The sequence below is a fragment of the Sebaldella termitidis ATCC 33386 genome (assembly GCF_000024405.1).
Classification (GTDB): Bacteria; Fusobacteriota; Fusobacteriia; order Fusobacteriales; family Leptotrichiaceae; genus Sebaldella; species Sebaldella termitidis.
Window position 1 is genome coordinate 3,403,527 of sequence record NC_013517.1, and the last position, 18,396, is coordinate 3,421,922.

Consider the following 18,396-nt stretch of genomic DNA (forward strand, 5'->3'; position numbering starts at 1 on the left):
AATATGCAAAAAACAAAAGTACACATTATCCCACATTCACACTGGGATAAAGAATGGTATTTCACATCTTCCAGATCAAAAATATATCTGATAAAACATATTAAAGAAGTTTTGGATGTTCTGGAAAATAAAGAAGATTTTGGTTTCTTTCTTATGGATGCCCAAAGTTCACTTATAGAAGACTATTTAAAATATTGTCCTTCCGATGAGGAAAGACTGAAAAAACTGATTTCTGAAAAAAGGTTTTTAACCGGTCCTTGGAATACACAGACAGACCAGCTGGTAATATCTCAGGAATCCGTGGTCAGAAACTTATATTACGGAATTGATTATGCAGATAAAATGGGACATTCAATGCCTATAGGATATGCCCCTGATATATTCGGTCAGGGTGGAAATATGCCGCAGATATACAGACATTTTGATATTGATAAGTTTCTTTTCTGGAGAGGCGTTGCAGACAGCCGTCTAAAACAAACCGAATTTATTTGGGAAGGTGATGACGGTACGCAAATGCTTGCAGTGCAGATTCCTTTCGGTTATTATTACGGCGCTAATATTCCCGAAGCTGATGAAGAAATCATACACTATCTTGATGAAAAAATAAGTGCCTTGGAAAATAAAGCCTCTACCAAACATGTTTATTTTCCAAACGGTCTTGATCAGGCACCTGTGAGAAAAAATCTGCCTGAATTAGTCAAGAAATTTAACAGGCTGAATTCCGAAAGAGAATATATCATAGATTCTCCGGAAAATTTTATGGCAGAAATAGAAAAAGACTGTCAAAATCTTCCGATAATACACGGGGAGTTAACAGAAGGGAAAAACAGCCGGATTCATAAATCTATTTTTTCTTCACGTGCTGATCTGAAACAGGCAAATAATAAAATAGAAAACTTTATAGTAAACATACTTGAACCTGTATTATCAATAAGTTATTCTCTGGGAAACCGTTATCCGCATGAGGAGCTTGCTGAAATATGGAAATTAATGTTTGCAAATGCTGCACATGACAGTATAGGAGCCTGTAACAGCGACTCTACAAACAGAGATATAGCAAGCCGTTATAAAATCGCACAGGATATGTCGGAAAATCTTCTGGATCTGAATATGAGGCTGATAAGCCGAAAAATAGATCATAACAGTGATTTTAGCTTTAATATCTTTAATCCTCTTCCATATGAAAGAAAATGTGTTACAGAATTTACAGCTTATATTCCTGAGGATGATTTCCGGATCTTTGATCTCGACGGAAAAGAATTAAAATATGTAATAAAAGAAAAGACAGAGCTTACTGATTATGTTTTAAGCCAGCATATATACCTGAATCCCAGCAAAAAAGCATATATGCCGGAAAAAGTATATAAAGCAAAAATACTTGTGGAAACTGGTTCTGTCCCGGCAATGGGATATACACAATTTTACATAGATATGGCAAAAAAAGAAAAACAAAAAGTCGAAAAAGAATATCAGATAAATGAAATAGAAAATGAATTTTATCATATCACTTTTGAAGCCAATAATACACTTACCATAAAAGATAAAAAATCCGATAAAATATATCATAATCAGATGATATTCGAAGAAAACGGCGATGACGGCGATTCCTATAATTACTCGCCTCCGAGAAAAGATATGGTAATCAGATCTTCAGATTTGCAAAATACAAAATCAGAAGGTACTAAAGTGTATAAATCAGATGTGGAAAATGTACTAAAACTCCAGTTAAACATGAAAGTTCCAAAAGACCTTGAAAGCAGAAGCAAGGGAATAAACAGCGAAAATTTCAGACTGAACATAGAAGTTTCTCTCAGAAAAAATGATGACCTTGTGAGATTCAGTGTAAAGGCAGATAATCAGGTACTCAGCCACAGACTGTGTGTATGTTTTGACACAGAAATCGCAGGTAAATTTTCTACCGCAGATCAGCTGTTTGGTATTGTTCAAAGACCTGTATATCTTCCCGAAATGAAGACATGGGAAAAGGAAGAATGGCAGGAAACTCCTGTATCCATAGAGCCGATGCAAAGCTTTGTGAGTCTTCATGACGAAAATCACGGTACAGCCGTTATTACCGAAGGGGTTCGTGAATATGAAATAATCGGTAAAAAATATGATACAATACGTCTGACCCTGTTCCGAACTTTTAGTCATATGGGAAAAACTGACCTTTTATACAGACCCGGCAGAGCTTCAGGAGAATCTATCATAGAAACTCCCGACGCACAGCTTTTGGGAGAGTTTGACTTTTCATTTGCTCTGACTTTTTTTGAAGGAAGCTTTGATAATGCACATATTGCCAAAAAAGCCAAGGAATATCTCACTCCTATGCCTGTTTACCAGTTTTCGGAGTTTTTGAACGGAAGACTGATTTATGTATATTGTGATGAGGAAAAGACTCTTCCGCAAAAATACAGCATGTTTTCTTATAAAGATACTGAAGCAGTTATGAGTGCATTTAAAAAAGCTGAAAATGGTGACGGATATATAATAAGATACTTTAATCCGTTTATATCAAAAACAGTCAGTATAAAAAACAATATTGCAGACAAAGCTGTTATGCTTGATGAAAGAAGCAGCACAGAGTCTAAAAACGAACTAAACTTCTGTGAATTTCAGACTTATCTCTTAAAACTCTAATTTTAGGCATACTGCTCCAAAACTTTTCAAAAATAAAAAGGCTGTAAATTCTGAATGAAATACAGCCTTTTTTATGTTGTTTCCCTGTTAACAAGAGAGACAGGAATAACAATATGTTTTTTATTTTTTATTTCATCCGGCAGCTCAGCATCATTCATAAGATCGAACAAAAGATTCGAAACCTGCTGGATAATAGCTTCTCTATCCTGATTTACAGTAGTTATTTTAGGATAAGAGTACTTAGAAATAGAAATATTATCAAAGCCTATGATTTTTACTTTTTCAGGCACAGAAATTCCGTGTTCTTTTAGTGAGATAAGAGCACCATATGCACGCCAGTCAGAGGTTGCAAAAATTCCGTCAAATTCAAGACCACTTGAAACAGCTTTATCCACTATTTTTTTCGTTTCATCAAAGCTCGAAAGATTTCCGTCGAATTTCATAACCAAATTTGCATCAAAAGGAATATCATATTTTTTCAGTGCCTCTTTATAGCCCTCAAAACGTTTCTGACTTGCGGAAAAGCTTCTCTTTTTAGTTAAAATCATTATTTTTCTGCATCCTTTTTTTATCAGCTCTTCTGTAGCAAGAAAACCCCCGTCAAAATGACTGGATTCTACATAAAAAGTATCTGAGGCATGAGGGTCAAATATTCTGTCTATACATACCATAGGTATTTTTCTGTGATTAGAATAAAAATCCTTTGGAGTTTTTTCAAGTGCGGAAATACAGATAATTCCATCAACCAGCTTGGAATCCAGAATCTTAAAATATTCCATCTCTTTTTTGGGATTCTGGCTGGTATTACAGATAAAAACAGAATACCCCACTTTAAAAAAGAAATCTTCAATTCCCAGGACAATTTCTGAAAAGAACTCATTTTGAATATTGGTTATAATGATTCCTATAGATTTTGATTTATTAATTTTCAGGCTTTTAGCAACCATATTAGGTGTATAATTATATTTTTTCATTAATGAAAAAACCTTCTTTTTTGTCTTTTCGGATATCTGCCCGCTGTTGTTAATAATTCTTGATACAGTACTGGCAGAAACACCTGCTAATTTTGCTATATCTTTCATTGATATTTTTTCTTTCGGATTCATATAAAACCCCTCTATATTTTTGATTGTTTTTTTAGTTTTCTGACCTGATTCCATTTTATCACATATACCATAAATGTCAATGATATTTGGGTATTAACGATATATTTTCCTGTTTAAACTTTATATTTTAAAGTTTTCATTTTAATTCGGAAAACCGCATATAATTTTATAAAAAACATATTGCATGATATAATAGAATTTTACAAAATAAATATGTAAAATATTAACATATACAAAATTTTTTTAAAGCTGATATTACAAAGGAGAGTTCTATGAAAAAAATATTACTTTTTATATTTATAAGTCTAAAATTATTCAGCCAGTATTCCATAGATAACGGAATAATCTATATTTACGGAAGACCTGTCACAGGGGCTGATATAAACAGCTTTGAAATACTGTCCGATTCTTATGCCAAAGATAAATCACATGTTTATAACGCTGACAGAATAATAAAAGATGCTGATCCTGCAAGCTTTATAATACTCAGTGATTCCGCATACACTAAAGATAAAACAAGAGTCTACCGTCTGGGTACAGCAATCAAAGAAGCAGATCCCGACAGCTTTGAACTATTTGGAGATACTGATTTTTCAAAAGATAAAAATAATGTATATTATGCCGGGATACTGTCCGCGGCTGATACAGAAAGCTTTGAAATTCTGAATTCACCATATGCGAGAGATAAAAATCATTTTTACTTCGGAAATATTTTTTTGAATAAAATTGACACGAAAAGTTTTAAGGTATTGAATTCTACTTTTTCAAAGGATAAAAATCATATTTATTACGGGGATTATCTTAATTATGGCAATATTATCATATTCAATACTGCAGATGTCAGAAGCTTTAAAGTATTGGATGATTATTATTCAAAGGATAAAAGCAATGTTTATTTTTATGATTCAAAAATAAAAAGTGCAGATCCAAAAAGCTTTACCATATTAAGCAGCAGTTATTCAAAGGACAAAAATAACGTATATTATTATGGTGAGAAAATAACAGGTGCTGATTCCGAAACTTTTGAAATTCTTGAAGAAAATCTTGCAGCGGACAGGAGAAATATTTACTTTAAGCAGACTAAACTTACTGATATAGACAGAAAAACATTTATTTTTCTTGGTACTAAGTGTATTGATAAACATACATGTGCAGAAAAAGTATCTTTTTTTAAGGATAAAAATGGAGAATATAACACATCTGAATTGGAATAATAATTACACTGATAAATCACAAAACAAAAATCTCCGGGTACTCAGCTGATATCCGGAGATTTTTGTTTTCTGTTAAAACCGGGCTATTTCAGATTTCTTATTCCCTCCTCCAGTATTTCCATTTGAAGCAGTGTCTGTTCATCTGTAATAGTTTTCTCTTTCCCGTGAATCACAGCTTCATAAAGATCATCATATACACGTCCGTAGTCTCCTCTTTCTGACACTACTTTCTCTTCATGATACTGTCCGTCATTATCATAATAAATCAAGGTTCCATAGTGCTCCGGCAGATCTATTCCAAAATCTTTATTATCAGGCATATAAAATACCTTCAGATGTTCTTCCTGTCTGTCCTTAGTTACTTTTTCAAAATAACCTTTTTTACCGTAAATAACAAAGCTGGGTCTTTCTTTTACCCTGAAATAGCTGGATTTTACAGAAACTTTAAAATTTCCGTAATATAAATCAAGATCAAAATAATCATTCATTCTGCCCTCTCCCAGTAACTGACGCACATCATAATGAATATTTTCTGGTTTTCCAAAGTAGCTGATCACCTGATCAAGAGTGTGACAGCCGTGACCATACAGATAAGACATTTCCGGCTGGAACTCCCTTACTGATTCCGGTATTTCCGGGCGATAATAGTCAAAGTGCATTTCCAACTCCAGCAGCTCGCCTAACTTACCGCTTTCTATTACTTTCTTTACTGTTAGAAAATCACTGTCGAATCTTCTGTTCTGATATGCCTGTACTATGAGATTCCTTTCTCCGGCAAGGGAAAATATTTCTCTTGCCTGTGCAGCAGATGACATAAATGGTTTTTCCACCAGACAGTGCTTATTACTTTCCAAAACCATTTTCGCATAATTATAATGAAGGTCATTATCGTCACGTGTACAGATTACTATCAGGTCAATCTCCTCATCATGTAATAGCTCATTAATATTATCAGTATACAGAACACCGGGTATTCTGTCCCATTCCAGTTTTTCAGGATGCCTTGCAAATATTTTTTTGACTTTTATTTTGTCTTTTCTCTGTAAAACAAATGGCAGATGATATCTGTTTGTACTTTTACCGTTTCCAATATAAGCGATTGTCAGCATATTTTCCTCCAGTTTCTTTATTCTATATTTTTTTATTATACTCTTCCTAATTAACAGTATAATATCAAATTTTCATAAATTCAAGAAAAATTCATAATTTACTGATCTTATTTTTATAATACAGGTTTCATATAAAAAAGAATTCTATTAAAATAAAAAAAATTTCTACAGTATTTTTTAATAATATTCATAATTTTAAACAAGCAAAATCAGATGATTTCTTCTTTTTCAAAAAATTATTTTTTTAGTGAAAAGCTGCTCCTAAATACTCAATTTTTTGGTTAATATAATCATGATTTATTTTAAAACATATTGTTTAATCAAGAAAATAGCTGTATCTATACTATCAAGATGATAAAGCTGTCACACAGACATAAAAAATAATATTGAAAAGATTATCACCAGACAAGCGGAATCTTTTATCAAAACCAAATGTATATTTTTATATACAATTACTAAAAATTTTGATATAATATTAACAAAAGCAATTAACAAAATTTTTAATTACAGCAAAATATTGAGCACATGTATTTTCTTTTTTATTATCAACACAAATTTTTTTAAAGGAGATAAGATATGGATAAAAATATCAAAGATTATTTAGACCTGAAAAAAGAAATAGTGGCAATTATTACATCTGGTTACGAATCAAGAGAAAGATTAATTTTATTATCAGAAATTAAAAATGAAAATAATGAAAAAAAAGTACAAAGCCTCATAGAGATCAGCACTCAAATAAACCAAAATTCAAGAAATATATTAAATGAATTAAGCGAAGTTGAAGATATAGACCAAATTAAAGATCTTAAAGAAAAATTACTTAATTTAACAGAATGTTACAGACAGTTAATCGAAGAAATATTTTAACAAAAAATATGTTAATAATTAGGAGGCGAAATGGAGAACGGTGTAATGTTTCAATATTTTGAATGGAATTTACCTGCTGATAAGAAACACTGGAAACGTTTAGCTGATGATGCAGAACATTTAAGAGAAATAGGAATAAATGCTGTATGGATCCCCCCTGCGATAAAAGGAACCTCTGACTTAGATGTAGGATACGGGGCCTATGATTTGTATGACTTGGGAGAATTTGACCAAAAAGGTACTATCCCTACAAAATATGGTACTAAAGAAGAGTTAAAAGCTGCAATTGAAGAACTGCATAAATATGAAATATCAGTTTATTTGGATGCTGTTATGAATCATAAAGCCGGTGCAGATGAAACAGAAAAATTTTTAGCTCAGGAAGTTGACCCCAATGACAGAAACAAGCCAGTATCAGATCCGTATGAAATTGAAGGATGGACTAAATTTAACTTTGAAGGCAGAAATAATAAATACTCGGATTTCAAATGGCATTGGTATCATTTTAACGGAACAGATTTTAACAACCTCAATCAAAAAAATGCTATTTACAGAATAATGGGAGAGGGAAAAAGCTGGGATGAGAATGTAGATGATGAAAACGGCAATTATGACTATCTTATGTTTGCCAATATAGATTATGATCATCCGGAAGTCGTAGACGAAATGAACAAATGGGGAATCTGGGTAGCTGATGAACTTAATTTAGACGGATTCCGCCTTGATGCAATAAAGCATATAAACAGTAACTTTATTGAAGGATTTCTTAAGGAAGTAAGAAAAGTCAAAGGGGACAAATTTTATGCAGTTGGAGAATACTGGAAAGATGATTTGGATTCTATTCAAGAGTATCTTAATAATGTAGATTATGAGGTAGAATTATTCGATGTTCCGCTGCATTATAATTTTTTCACTGCTTCAAAAGAGGGAGAGGCATACGATTTAAGAAATATATTTGAAAATTCTATTGTAACAAATAATAAGCTTTTTTCTGTTACTTTTGTAGATAATCATGACTCACAATGGGGAAGTGCGCTTGAATCACAGGTGGAAAGCTGGTTCAAGCCTCTGGCATATGCTATTATACTTCTTATAGCTGATGGGTATCCGTGTATTTTTTATGGTGATTATTACAGTCTGGGTGATAAAGAAAGTCCTCACAGATGGATGATCGATAAACTTTTATACACAAGAAAACATTATGCTTACGGTGAACAGATAAATTATTTTGACGATCCTAATCTTATAGGAATAGTAAGAAAAGGTGCTGAGGAACATCCTGATTCAGGCCTTGTTATGATTTTATCAAATCATACTGAGGGAAGTAAAAAAATAAATATAGGTAAAGAGCACGCAGGTGAAACTTGGTTCGAAATAACTGAAAATATTAAGGATGAAATACAGATTGATGAAAACGGCGAAGCCGAATTCAGAGTAAATGCCGGAAATGTAGCAGTATGGGTTAAAAAATAATAAAATATAAACAGGGGCTGTATCAATACAGTCCCTTTCTTATTTTTTCCGATATTTTTGCTGCTGCTTTTCTTATAATCCTGACATTTCTATTTCTTTATAATTTTTCAAAATATCTGTTACCTCTTTGGTTATCAAATCCGTTCCATTTTGAAAATTACTTTCTATATTTATGCATATTATTGGTTCATGCAGTGAGCTTCTGAGTAAAAACCAGCCCTTCCCCTCTTTATAAGTACAATTAACCCTGATCCCCTCATAATTTTCTTTTACCTGTTTCCAGTTTTCTGTCTTTTTACTATGTGTTTCAATATCCTTCATCAGCTTATCCATATATTCATTTCTTGAATCAGCAGTTATTCTCAGCCTGATTTCTTTGGATTCTTCCGGTTCTTTATAGCCTTCAAGCAGATCCTCTATATTTTTCCCTTCTTCATTTAACTTCGCCAGCTTTATTAAGATTTTTGCCGTAAGATAGGCCCCGTCATCCAGAAATTTATTTTCTTTAAATGCTGCATGTCCTGAGGTCTCTATTGCTAAATGACATTGTATTCCCTGCCTGTTCAGCTCAAGAGCTTTGTTTATGACGTTTTTATACCCTCTTTGATATCTGAAATGCTTTCCGCCTGATCTTACAATAAATTCGTGCACTTCATCAGAAGTAACAGAATCTGTTACTATAGTACTTCCCGGAAATTCATCCAGTACTATTGCAGAAGTAAGAGCTATAAGCCTGTTCCTGTTTATCTCATTCCCGGCTTTATCTACACAGGCTGCCCTGTCCACATCCGTATCAAATATTATGCCGAGATCAGCATTATTCTCAGTAACAGACTTTTTTAAAAAATTAATTGCTGTCTGATCCTCAGGATTCGGTATATGATTTGGAAAATTTCCGTCAGGATTCAAAAAAGCACTTCCTGTGGTATCAGCTCCCAGAACCTCCAGAACTTCCTTAGCAAAAAATCCCCCCGAGCCGTTTCCGGCATCTACTATTATCCGCATACCCTCCAATGGTTTTTCATAATTTTTGCTCGAATTTACACCTTCTCTGATTTTATTTACCAGAAATTCTGAATAATCCTTTAATATAGAGGTTCTATTTATTTTCCCCTTCTGTATATGCTTTTTTGCCTGTTTTTCAGAAAGCTCAATGGCTTTTTCTGTAATTTCCTTTATATCCTCATTTTCAAAACCGCCCTTATCTGTAAAGAACTTTATTCCGTTATAATAAAAAGGCAGATGACTTGCGGTAAACATAACGGCAGAGTCACATTTATAATTTTCAAAAACCGTACTCATAAACATTGAAGGTGTTGTCGCCAGCCCAAAGTCATAAACTTCCATACCAGCATCCATTAATACCTCGGCAAAAGCACATTTCAATTTTTCACCTGTCACCCTCGAATCTACCCCCAGTGATACTCTCATATCCTCCGGATTCTTTCCAAGTCTTTTACTAATATGACTGATATAACCCTGAGCCAGTAAAGCTGCTGTTTCTCTGTTTAATGTGACTTCCCTGTCCTCGAACTGAACAGCAATTCCCCTGATATCCGAACTGCTTTGCAATCTCTCCAGTTTTTTCTGCATCTTTCCTCCATTCAAAAACATTTTATTTTTTACCTGTATATACGGCAGTTCATTGTTTCAAAAAAGGACTCCTGTTTCTATGTCCGGAATCCTTTCTGCTATTTTAATTTTAAAAACTGCTTTACAAACTTCCAATTTTAATGCCTGCCATAAGGATGAAAAGTTTTATTTTCTCAATATTATTAATAATAATCCGCTGATAACAGGCAAAAGTAAAATACCATAATATATTATATAAGTTTTCTTAAATTCGCTTTCCCATTTCTTATGCTCAAACCAGACTTTATTGTCTTCGCCGTTATACACAAATCCCTGTTTTATTAATTCCTGTATCAAAAATCTTTTTATTTTCTCATCACAGCCTATTTTTATTTCATCACAGCAAATGGAATTCTGTCTGTCTACAGCCTTTTTTCTGACAAATTCACTGATAAGTGTGTTATTCAGTCTTAAAATTTCTTTTCTGTCCATAAGCATCAGAAAAATCCTGCTGCCACTCCGGCAAGTGATATTATGAATAATATAAGCATTATTTTTACAGATGATATTTTTTTCTTAGACATAAGCCACCAGCAAAACAGAATTGTTGCTAATGACAATAAATTCGGGAAAATTCCGTTAATCATATCATTTATAACAATGCTGCTTGTTTCACTGGTTTTTATGACTGCTCTTGTTGCCACATGCACATAGGAAGCTCCTACACCACCGACGACAATTGCTCCCAGCAGATTAAACGCATTACGTATTTTTCTTGTTGTCTCTCCTATTATCAGATCTATCGATTTAGTTCCTAATAAATACCCCTTCATAAATATAAAATGCGTTGCCAGAAGCATGCTGAGTATATAAGTAAATACATAAAACAGCGGTCCTAAGACACTTCCGTTTCCTGACATGCCTATTCCTATAGAAAGTAGCAGCGGTATGTACATTCCGGGAATCATAGCATCTCCGATTCCTGCCAGCGGTCCCATAAGTCCCAGTTTTATACTGTTTATCATCTCATCATCTATATCTGCACCATTTGCCTTTTCTTCTTCAAGTCCGCAGACTACACCCATTACCACACATCCTAACTGCGGTTCTGTATTATAAAAAGCAGCGTGTCTCTTTAATCCGGATATTTGCTCCTTCTTATTATCAGGATATAATTCTCTCAAGACCGGAGCCATTGATGTGGCAAAGCCAAATGCCTGCAGCCACTGGAATGACATAGAATGCAAATGACCGAAAAACCATTTGATCCAGCATGTATTCAATGTTTTTCTGCTTAATTTTTTCATTACAGCTCCTCCTCCATATCATCCAGTTCTGCTTTCACTCCTACTTCTTCTGTCTGAAGCGTCTGTCCTTTATCATTATGAAACTGACTGTATGCAAAAAATGCTGCTATTATTGCCAGTGAAAGCATATTTATTCCCAATGTTACTACTAATGTAAACCCTAATAATACAGGAAGTATATCTATATTTTTTTTGGTAATCGCATTTATCAGTATGGCAACTCCTATTGCCGGAAGCATTCCTCCTAAAGTAGTAAGAGTTCTCATAATATAAGAATCTGCCGGAAATACCCTTAAGATTTCTGAAGCATATCTCTGTCCGTAATATAATATTACAAAAGTCGGTAATGCTCTGAAAAGAAACAGCGTAATCTGCGGATAAACAGAATGATTAAGTAATAATTGCTTATAATCAGCCGTTTCTATATACTTTACAGATCTTTGATTCCATAAAGTATTTACTATCATCTGAAAATTATGAAATACTACTCCTACAGCTCCTACTGCCGTAGCTATTGCCACGGCTGACTCCACGCTGGCACCCGACTTATATGAAATAAGCCCTAAACCTACTCCTATATATGCCGCCACATTCAGGTCAGTCGGCATTGCTCCCCCCGGTGTAATCATTGCTATAAAAACTATCTGTACTGCCGCGCCTATTATAATCCCTGCCTGAACATCCCCCAGGATCAAACCTATTATAGCTCCCGAAACAAACGGTCTTCCCAGAACATACCAGCCTACTGTTGACCCCAGCAGACTCGGCAGTGTTCCCAGATATGCAAATATACTTATTAATAATGCCTGAATAAGATTTATATACATTAATTATCACCTTTTTTCTGTACCTTGCTTCTTATGCTTTCATATGTTACCTTTGTAGAATCGGGTACCAGCTGAAATTCTACATTATAGCCTGCCTGATGTATTTTCTCATAAGCTTCAAATTCTTCATTTGTTACATCACAGTTTTTATTTACATAAATTGTATTTCCTCTGGCACTTTGCGGACCGACGTTCAAAGTCTGAACATTTACCGTCATTCCGTTATCTACCAGAAGCTTAGCCATGGTTACAGGTTCTTTAGTAATTACAAAATAATTTTTTCCGCTTTTTACAGCTTCGTCCATTTTCTGTAAAAACTGTTCATGTGTCCATATAAATGTTTTCTTAGTAGAAGCAGCTTTCAAAGCATTTTTTAGTAAATCATTGGTAGCGCATTTGTCATTCACTGCTATAATACCGTCACACGGTCTTTCCATAGACCATCTCGTTACTACCTGTCCGTGAATAATTCTGTCGTCTACCCTAATAAAACTTATTGCCATATATTTTTCCTCCTGAATTACAGCTCTTCATCAGTTTCAGAGCATGAATTAAAATTTAACATCTGTATGCTTTCTCTTGCTTCATCTATTAAAACATTTATCTTTTCTGTATCCAGCTTTTCGTCTTCCAGCAGAATTGATGTTACCAGCGGAAGATTCATCCCTGTTATCACAAATGTCTTATTTATCAAATTTTGCTTTTCTAATAAGGCTAATGCCGAATTACAGGGTGAACCTCCCATGATGTCACTGCATATCACAAAATCCTCATAATCATATATTTTGTCTTTTTCTATTATTTCAGCTAATTTAGTTTCCAGTTCCCTGTTATACTTTTCTACATCCATATCCTCTGAAAGACACAAGTATGATAATTTCTCTCCGCAGTTAAGAACCATTCCCGCAGCATCGTATAATCCTTTTGCCATTGTACCGTGACTTACCAATAACATATACTTCATATCTCACCTCGGTTAATAAATTTCTTTATCGGCTGTTTTACCTGCCTTGTCTAATCCTAATACTACCGGTGTAGATTTATATCCAACACCCATTCTGTCTATTCCCATATCAATCAGTTCCAAAAAGTATTCCCTTGTTCTTATTCCTCCTGAACCTTTTACTTTGCATCTTCCTTTGGCAGTATCCATCATAGCTTTAATAACCTCTACAGTTGCTCCTTCATTTTTTCCGCCTGTAAAAAATCCTGTTGAAGTTTTTACAAAGTCAGCCCCTGCTGCTATTGCTGCTTCTGTTGCTTTTTTTACTTCGTCTATTGTTAATGCATCTGTTTCAAATATTACTTTCAAAGCAATATTATATTTTTTACATACTTCATTTACTGCTCTGATGTCTTCCTCTACTTCTTTCCACATTCCGCTTTTTATCCAGCCGTAATTCGCTACTATATCCAGTTCAAAAATTCCTTTTTTACAGCATTCCTCTGCCTGAATAGCCTTAGATTCTGTCGCAGATGTCCCAAAAGGAAAATCACATACCGCACAGACCTTTGTAGCAGTTCCTTTTGTCATTTCATTTGCAATATCAATAGAAGCGGGATTTATACATACTGTTTTACACTTATAATCTATCCCTTCCTGAATGTACTTTCTTATTTCTTCCTGAGTAAATTCCGGCTTTAACACTGACTGATCAATGTATGCCCCTAATTCTTCCAAATTCATTTCACTGGCTTTTTTTATTGGTTTCATATCTTTTTTATAATATCCCTTCACTTTTCCGGATATTATGTCTCCTCTCATATTTTTTTCTTTCAAAATACTTCAAAAGTTTCACACTATGATTTTAAGCTTAAACGTTGTTTTTTTTCTTAGTACCTCCTTTCACTTAATGTAAGTATACAATATTTTTCTTCCAAAATCAAGCATATTATTTCAAATTATTCCAAAAAATATGTTTTTAAATTTCAAATACTCTCAAAAAACTTTATTATATAAACAAAAACAGCTCTTAGTTATTGAAAACAAGAGCTGTTTATTTTTTTCAAATTCTTTCATTAATTACTGCATATTATAATATTATCTAATTTTTCTGCATTTTTAGGATAACTGTCTATAAAAACTGCATCAAATTCATTTAAAGATGTAAATTTATAAAAACCTTTAAAATCTAATTTTGTTTTATCAATTAAGAGGTATTTTGACAGTGAGCTTTCTATGGCAGCCTGCTTCACCATTGCACTTTCAGTATCAATAGTATATGCGGTATTTTCTGCTGTATCAACTCCTGTACAGCCTATAAACGAATAATCAAAGCTGAATTTTTTCATATATTCCATAGCTATCGTCCCTACATTCATCTTATAATTAGTTACATATTTGCCGCCTACTACTACGATTTCAGCCTTTATATTCTCCAGATTATGTATATTCAGCATATTATGGGTAACTATTTTTATATCTTTATTGCAGAGATAATCAAACATGTACATAAGGCTTGTTCCTCCGTCTATAAATACACAGTCACCGTCCTTTATCAGTTTGGAAGCTTCAAAGCATACTTTTTTCTTGGAAGCTCTGTTTATAACAGATTTTTCATTCATGCTCAGCTCTACAGTATCCAGCCTTCTTGATTTTGCCCTGATTGCCCCGCCGTGAATCCTGTGCAAAAATCCCTGTTTTTCCAGCTCTTCAAAATCTCTTCTGACTGTAGATTCTGATGTTTCCAGTTCCAGTGTTATATCTTTCAGATTTAGTATCTTTTTCTCTTCCAGTCTTTTTCTTATATGGATTAATCTTTCCGATGCCAGCATTTTTTCCTCTCCCCGTTTACTGTATTTATCCGTCAACAGTAACTTTTACTCCTGTTTCCGATGCCATTTCTTTCACTTTTTTCCAAAAACTCTCTTCTCTGTATAAGTCTTTTGGAACGGAATATATCATCCCGAGGCTTTTGTACTTTCCTTCGCCCAGATTGTGATACTTTAATATATCAATCTGTTTTACAGCACTGCCAAGCTCTTTTATGAAGGATATTCTCTTTTTTATATCTTCTATATTGTCATTCATGCCGGGAACTATTACCATTCGTATAATCAGCTCCTTATTCTTATCAGCAGTCTTTTTAATATTTTCCAGTATAAGCTCGTTTCCTGCTCCGGTATATTTCCTATGAAGTCTGCTGTCATATGCCTTTATATCAAATAAAACCATATTCATACTGTTAATCGCTTTCTCCAGCTTTTCCCATGTTATCAGACCCGCTGTATCTAATGCAGTGTGAATATTATCTTTTTGCAGTTCCGTTCCGATTTCTGACAAAAATTCATACTGTAAGCCTGCCTCACCTCCGGAAAAAGTGACTCCGCCCCCTGACTGCTCAAAAAATATTTTATCCCTGATAAGCTTATTATATAAATCCTGCACAGAAATTTCATAGCCGGATTTTTCATAAGCTTCATAAGGACATACTTCCATACATTCTTCAATATTAGTACACTTCTCCCTGTCTATTTCACAGCCGGATTCTGTGAGAATTATGGAATTATTTACCGCTGTCTCTGCACACTTCCCGCATCTCCGACACCTGTTTTCAAAATACATTACCTTAATTCCCGGTTCTATTAACTCTGGATTTGAACACCATACACATTTCAGATTACACCCGGTAAAGAAAACCGTTGTCCTTATACCCGGTCCGTCCTTGGTGGAATAATTCTGAATATTTGAGATCAGTGCTTTTTTTGACATTTTATATCACCACTTATTTTCAGTTCTTGCGATAATAGCGTCCTGCGCTTCAGGCATCAATGATACAAACTGTGCGCAGTATCCGGCTACACGTACTATCAGGTCAGTATAATTCTCCGGATTTTCCTTTGCGTCAAGCAGAACTTTTGAATCCACTATATTGAACTGATTATGATATATTCCTTTTTTCACGCTTGCCTTTAAGAAGCCCACGAACTTTTCCAGATTATCGTCTCCTTCCAGTGATCCGGGTGAAAATCTCATATTCAGAAGCTGTCCTGCCGCTACTCTGGAATTAGGCAGCTTTGAGACAGAGTTAATAACTGCTGTAGGACCGTTTTTATCAGTTCCCTGAGTCGGAGAACACCCCTCATTCAAAGGACTTTTAGCTCTTCTTCCGTCAGGTGTGGCTCCCACATCAAGTCCGTTAGGCACATAAGAAGTTATATTTGATGTAGACATAGTGTAACAGCTCAATTCCGGTCCTTTTCCCGTACGCTCCGTTTTATATGAAGGAAGAAGATCCAGGTATGAGTTAAATACATCTTTTACAATATAGTCTACATAGTCATCATCATTTCCAAATTTTGGCACATTTTTTACAAGCTTATGTATTTTTTCAGCCTCGTCTCCCTTCCAGTCTGCTTCCATTGCAGCCTTAAGCTCCTTAAATGTCAGCTTTTTATCCTCAAATATAAGCTTTTTAACTGCTGCAAATGAATTTCCCACTACACTGGGTCCTATATTTGACTGTGATATAACATCATATTTGCACCCGCCGTTTTTCAGCGTCTTGCCCACTTCCATACAATTATCTATAAAGCATGAGGCAAACGGTGAAGCATCATATTTTGCCAGAGAACGGTCACATATAGAGTCGCATTCCACAGCTAAATCCGAATAATATTTCAGAAGCTTTTCCCATGCACTCCATAGTTCATCATAATTCTTATAGTCAATATTCGTATTATCCTGTCCGTTTACGGAAATTAACTGTATGCCGCTTTTCGGATCTTTTCCGTTATTTAATACCAGCTCCACAAGCTTACCCCAGTTTACATATGTCATACCTGTAGCTCTATGCCCGTATTTTCCCGGCACTCCTGTTTCTACACACCCTATTGCACAGTAATCCAAGGCATCTTCTTTTTTTATACCGATATCTGTCAGTCCTTTTACCACTACCTCGTCATTAAACATCGACGGCATGCCGCAGCCTGTTCTGATAAGCTTTGCAGCAAGACGTACAAGATCATCGGGTGTATCCTCATTATAACGCATTGAGAAATTTGGCTCTGCCATAGAAGTAAGATTCATTGCTTCTATGCAGAGATATGATAAATCATTAGTTCCGTCTTCCCCGTCAGGCTTTCTTCCCCCTACCATCAGATTGGAATAAAGCGGATATCCCTGAGAAAATTTCGTATGTCCATATGGTCTTATTTTATTATTGCTGCTGTTCATCAAAAACATATGAGTAATAATTTCAAGTGCTTTTTCCTTACTAATGACACCATTTTCAATATCCTTTTTATACAGCTCATACATGTACTGGTCAAATCTGCCGTAACAGAAGGAGTGTCCGTTGCTTTCTATCATCTGGAGCATATGAACCAGATAGCATATCTCGCACCCTTCATAAAAGCTCTGTGCAGGCTGTTCCATCAGAGTTCTGCACATTTTCCCTATTTCCAGAAGCTCATTTTTCCTTTTAATATCTGTTTCTTTTTCCGCCATTTCTTCTGCCAGTCGACCATAACGCTTAATAAAATCCAGAGCCGCTTCAAGAGTTATAATTACTGAATTATAGAAAATCTCAGCTTCTTCATTATCCGCTGTTTTTAGTTTTTCTTTAGCTTCATTAATTATCCCTCTGAAACCTTTTTTCAAAATCAGCTCATGATCCGGCACTATATGACCGTCTCCTGACATTGATATCCCGCCTCTGTGGAGGACTCCCTGCTTTTCTGACAGAACTATTCTTTCAGGCGTAGTTCTTACCACCTCATCCTGATGTGTCTGTCCTGACCAGTAATTCTGAAGTTTTCTTAATTCCTTCTTATCCTTCTCATCTATATAAAATATGTCTCCTGTTCTCTTTTCAAATTCATCAAGCTCATCAATTACCCAGTTAAATGAATATTCAGGAAAAATCGGTGCCGCAAAATTTCTGGCTGCCTGATTTCCAAAAATCAGACTGTCGTCTTCGATATAAATACTCATATTTTTTAAAACATGTGCAAAGGCTTTCGCCTTTCTCAGAACATAATCTTCACCTTCTGTAGCTGAAAAAGATTCTGTAAACAAGACCGCTCTTTCACTGCATATACTGGCTTTTCTTTTCTCCATTTTCTGCTGCAGACGATGGATTCTTTCTATGTCCATACCATCATTTTTCGGCTTAAACTCTAAAAAAATTCCCATATTTTCCTCCTATTATTACATATATATTATTATCAGGTTATCTTTCCTCCTTAATAATATCATACAACATTTTTCCACCAAATTCAATCAAATAATTTCATAAAATATCAAAAAATGATATATTTTGACATTTTATGTACTGTTT

The 18,396-nt window shown here is 34.5% G+C and carries 16 protein-coding genes; 4 read left to right on the forward strand and 12 right to left on the reverse strand.

All coding sequences use genetic code 11. The features are described 5' to 3' along the window. Positions 1-3 precede the first annotated feature (3 nt). Positions 4-2,640, forward strand: coding sequence for a mannosylglycerate hydrolase (mngB, locus tag STERM_RS16000; protein WP_012862667.1), 2,637 nt, complete (start codon positions 4-6; stop codon positions 2,638-2,640). A 71-nt stretch (positions 2,641-2,711) separates the two neighbouring features. Here the strand turns inward: mngB and STERM_RS16005 are convergent, their stop codons facing one another. Further along, on the reverse strand, positions 2,712-3,746 hold the full coding sequence (locus STERM_RS16005; protein WP_012862668.1) for a LacI family DNA-binding transcriptional regulator: 1,035 nt from the start codon (positions 3,744-3,746) through the stop codon (positions 2,712-2,714). Between the two features lie 272 nt (positions 3,747-4,018). Here STERM_RS16005 and STERM_RS16010 point away from each other — a divergent pair, with 272 nt between their 5' ends. After that, positions 4,019-4,960, forward strand: a complete 942-nt coding sequence (locus STERM_RS16010; protein ID WP_012862669.1) for a DKNYY domain-containing protein — start codon at positions 4,019-4,021, stop codon at positions 4,958-4,960. Positions 4,961-5,043: 83 nt separating this feature from the next. Here STERM_RS16010 and STERM_RS16015 read toward each other — a convergent pair whose 3' ends face one another. Next, on the reverse strand, positions 5,044-6,069 hold the full coding sequence (locus tag STERM_RS16015) for a Gfo/Idh/MocA family oxidoreductase (protein WP_012862670.1): 1,026 nt from the start codon (positions 6,067-6,069) through the stop codon (positions 5,044-5,046). Between the two features lie 576 nt (positions 6,070-6,645). Between STERM_RS16015 and STERM_RS16020 the strand changes: the two genes are divergently transcribed. Together STERM_RS16020 and STERM_RS16025 are read left to right on the forward strand one after the other, a co-directional pair. Next, positions 6,646-6,936, forward strand: a complete 291-nt coding sequence (locus tag STERM_RS16020; protein WP_012862671.1) for a hypothetical protein — start codon at positions 6,646-6,648, stop codon at positions 6,934-6,936. A 30-nt stretch (positions 6,937-6,966) separates the two neighbouring features. Continuing rightward, the gene (locus STERM_RS16025) at positions 6,967-8,409 is read left to right on the forward strand and encodes an alpha-amylase (protein ID WP_012862672.1); all 1,443 of its coding nucleotides are present in this window, start codon (positions 6,967-6,969) and stop codon (positions 8,407-8,409) included. Positions 8,410-8,481: 72 nt separating this feature from the next. Here the strand turns inward: STERM_RS16025 and STERM_RS16030 are convergent, their stop codons facing one another. The 10 genes from STERM_RS16030 to STERM_RS16075 all read right to left on the reverse strand — a co-directional run bounded on the left by STERM_RS16030 (position 8,482) and on the right by STERM_RS16075 (position 18,251). After that, a complete protein-coding gene (locus STERM_RS16030) occupies positions 8,482-10,002 on the reverse strand; it encodes a phosphohexomutase domain-containing protein (RefSeq protein ID WP_012862673.1) in 1,521 nt (506 codons plus the stop codon). Between the two features lie 165 nt (positions 10,003-10,167). After that, the gene (locus tag STERM_RS16035; RefSeq protein WP_147289491.1) at positions 10,168-10,473 is read right to left on the reverse strand and encodes a hypothetical protein; all 306 of its coding nucleotides are present in this window, start codon (positions 10,471-10,473) and stop codon (positions 10,168-10,170) included. A gap of 5 nt (positions 10,474-10,478) precedes the next feature. Then, a complete protein-coding gene (locus STERM_RS16040) occupies positions 10,479-11,288 on the reverse strand; it encodes a PTS system mannose/fructose/sorbose family transporter subunit IID (RefSeq protein WP_012862675.1) in 810 nt (269 codons plus the stop codon). Beyond that, the gene (locus tag STERM_RS16045) at positions 11,288-12,115 is read right to left on the reverse strand and encodes a PTS mannose/fructose/sorbose/N-acetylgalactosamine transporter subunit IIC (protein ID WP_012862676.1); all 828 of its coding nucleotides are present in this window, start codon (positions 12,113-12,115) and stop codon (positions 11,288-11,290) included. Before STERM_RS16045 ends, STERM_RS16040 begins: the two co-directional genes overlap by 1 nt. Next, positions 12,115-12,618, reverse strand: coding sequence for a PTS sugar transporter subunit IIB (locus tag STERM_RS16050; protein ID WP_012862677.1), 504 nt, complete (start codon positions 12,616-12,618; stop codon positions 12,115-12,117). Before STERM_RS16050 ends, STERM_RS16045 begins: the two co-directional genes overlap by 1 nt. Before the next feature lie 17 nt (positions 12,619-12,635). Beyond that, positions 12,636-13,079, reverse strand: coding sequence for a PTS sugar transporter subunit IIA (locus tag STERM_RS16055; RefSeq protein WP_012862678.1), 444 nt, complete (start codon positions 13,077-13,079; stop codon positions 12,636-12,638). Positions 13,080-13,091: 12 nt separating this feature from the next. Continuing rightward, positions 13,092-13,829 (reverse strand): deoxyribose-phosphate aldolase, encoded by a 738-nt coding sequence (gene deoC / locus STERM_RS16060; RefSeq protein ID WP_012862679.1) that lies wholly within the window; start codon positions 13,827-13,829, stop codon positions 13,092-13,094. A gap of 305 nt (positions 13,830-14,134) precedes the next feature. Beyond that, positions 14,135-14,890: a DeoR/GlpR family DNA-binding transcription regulator gene (locus STERM_RS16065; RefSeq protein ID WP_012862680.1), complete on the reverse strand. Its 756-nt coding sequence runs from the start codon at positions 14,888-14,890 to the stop codon at positions 14,135-14,137. A gap of 25 nt (positions 14,891-14,915) precedes the next feature. Next, positions 14,916-15,827: a glycyl-radical enzyme activating protein gene (locus tag STERM_RS16070; RefSeq protein WP_012862681.1), complete on the reverse strand. Its 912-nt coding sequence runs from the start codon at positions 15,825-15,827 to the stop codon at positions 14,916-14,918. 6 nt (positions 15,828-15,833) lie between these two features. Next, on the reverse strand, positions 15,834-18,251 hold the full coding sequence (locus STERM_RS16075; protein ID WP_012862682.1) for a glycyl radical protein: 2,418 nt from the start codon (positions 18,249-18,251) through the stop codon (positions 15,834-15,836). Between the last annotated feature and the right edge of the window lie 145 nt (positions 18,252-18,396).

Excerpts from the sequence above, each read along its gene's own strand:
- mngB (WP_012862667.1), top strand. The coding sequence starts at position 4 with ATGCAAAAAACAAAAGTACACATTATCCCACATTCACACTGGGATAAA.
- STERM_RS16005 (WP_012862668.1), bottom strand. The coding sequence starts at position 3,746 with ATGAATCCGAAAGAAAAAATATCAATGAAAGATATAGCAAAATTAGCA.
- STERM_RS16010 (WP_012862669.1), top strand. The coding sequence starts at position 4,019 with ATGAAAAAAATATTACTTTTTATATTTATAAGTCTAAAATTATTCAGC.
- STERM_RS16015 (WP_012862670.1), bottom strand. The coding sequence starts at position 6,069 with ATGCTGACAATCGCTTATATTGGAAACGGTAAAAGTACAAACAGATAT.
- STERM_RS16020 (WP_012862671.1), top strand. The coding sequence starts at position 6,646 with ATGGATAAAAATATCAAAGATTATTTAGACCTGAAAAAAGAAATAGTG.
- STERM_RS16025 (WP_012862672.1), top strand. The coding sequence starts at position 6,967 with ATGGAGAACGGTGTAATGTTTCAATATTTTGAATGGAATTTACCTGCT.
- STERM_RS16030 (WP_012862673.1), bottom strand. The coding sequence starts at position 10,002 with ATGCAGAAAAAACTGGAGAGATTGCAAAGCAGTTCGGATATCAGGGGA.
- STERM_RS16035 (WP_147289491.1), bottom strand. The coding sequence starts at position 10,473 with ATGGACAGAAAAGAAATTTTAAGACTGAATAACACACTTATCAGTGAA.
- STERM_RS16040 (WP_012862675.1), bottom strand. The coding sequence starts at position 11,288 with ATGAAAAAATTAAGCAGAAAAACATTGAATACATGCTGGATCAAATGG.
- STERM_RS16045 (WP_012862676.1), bottom strand. The coding sequence starts at position 12,115 with ATGTATATAAATCTTATTCAGGCATTATTAATAAGTATATTTGCATAT.
- STERM_RS16050 (WP_012862677.1), bottom strand. The coding sequence starts at position 12,618 with ATGGCAATAAGTTTTATTAGGGTAGACGACAGAATTATTCACGGACAG.
- STERM_RS16055 (WP_012862678.1), bottom strand. The coding sequence starts at position 13,079 with ATGAAGTATATGTTATTGGTAAGTCACGGTACAATGGCAAAAGGATTA.
- deoC (WP_012862679.1), bottom strand. The coding sequence starts at position 13,829 with ATGAAACCAATAAAAAAAGCCAGTGAAATGAATTTGGAAGAATTAGGG.
- STERM_RS16065 (WP_012862680.1), bottom strand. The coding sequence starts at position 14,890 with ATGCTGGCATCGGAAAGATTAATCCATATAAGAAAAAGACTGGAAGAG.
- STERM_RS16070 (WP_012862681.1), bottom strand. The coding sequence starts at position 15,827 with ATGTCAAAAAAAGCACTGATCTCAAATATTCAGAATTATTCCACCAAG.
- STERM_RS16075 (WP_012862682.1), bottom strand. The coding sequence starts at position 18,251 with ATGGGAATTTTTTTAGAGTTTAAGCCGAAAAATGATGGTATGGACATA.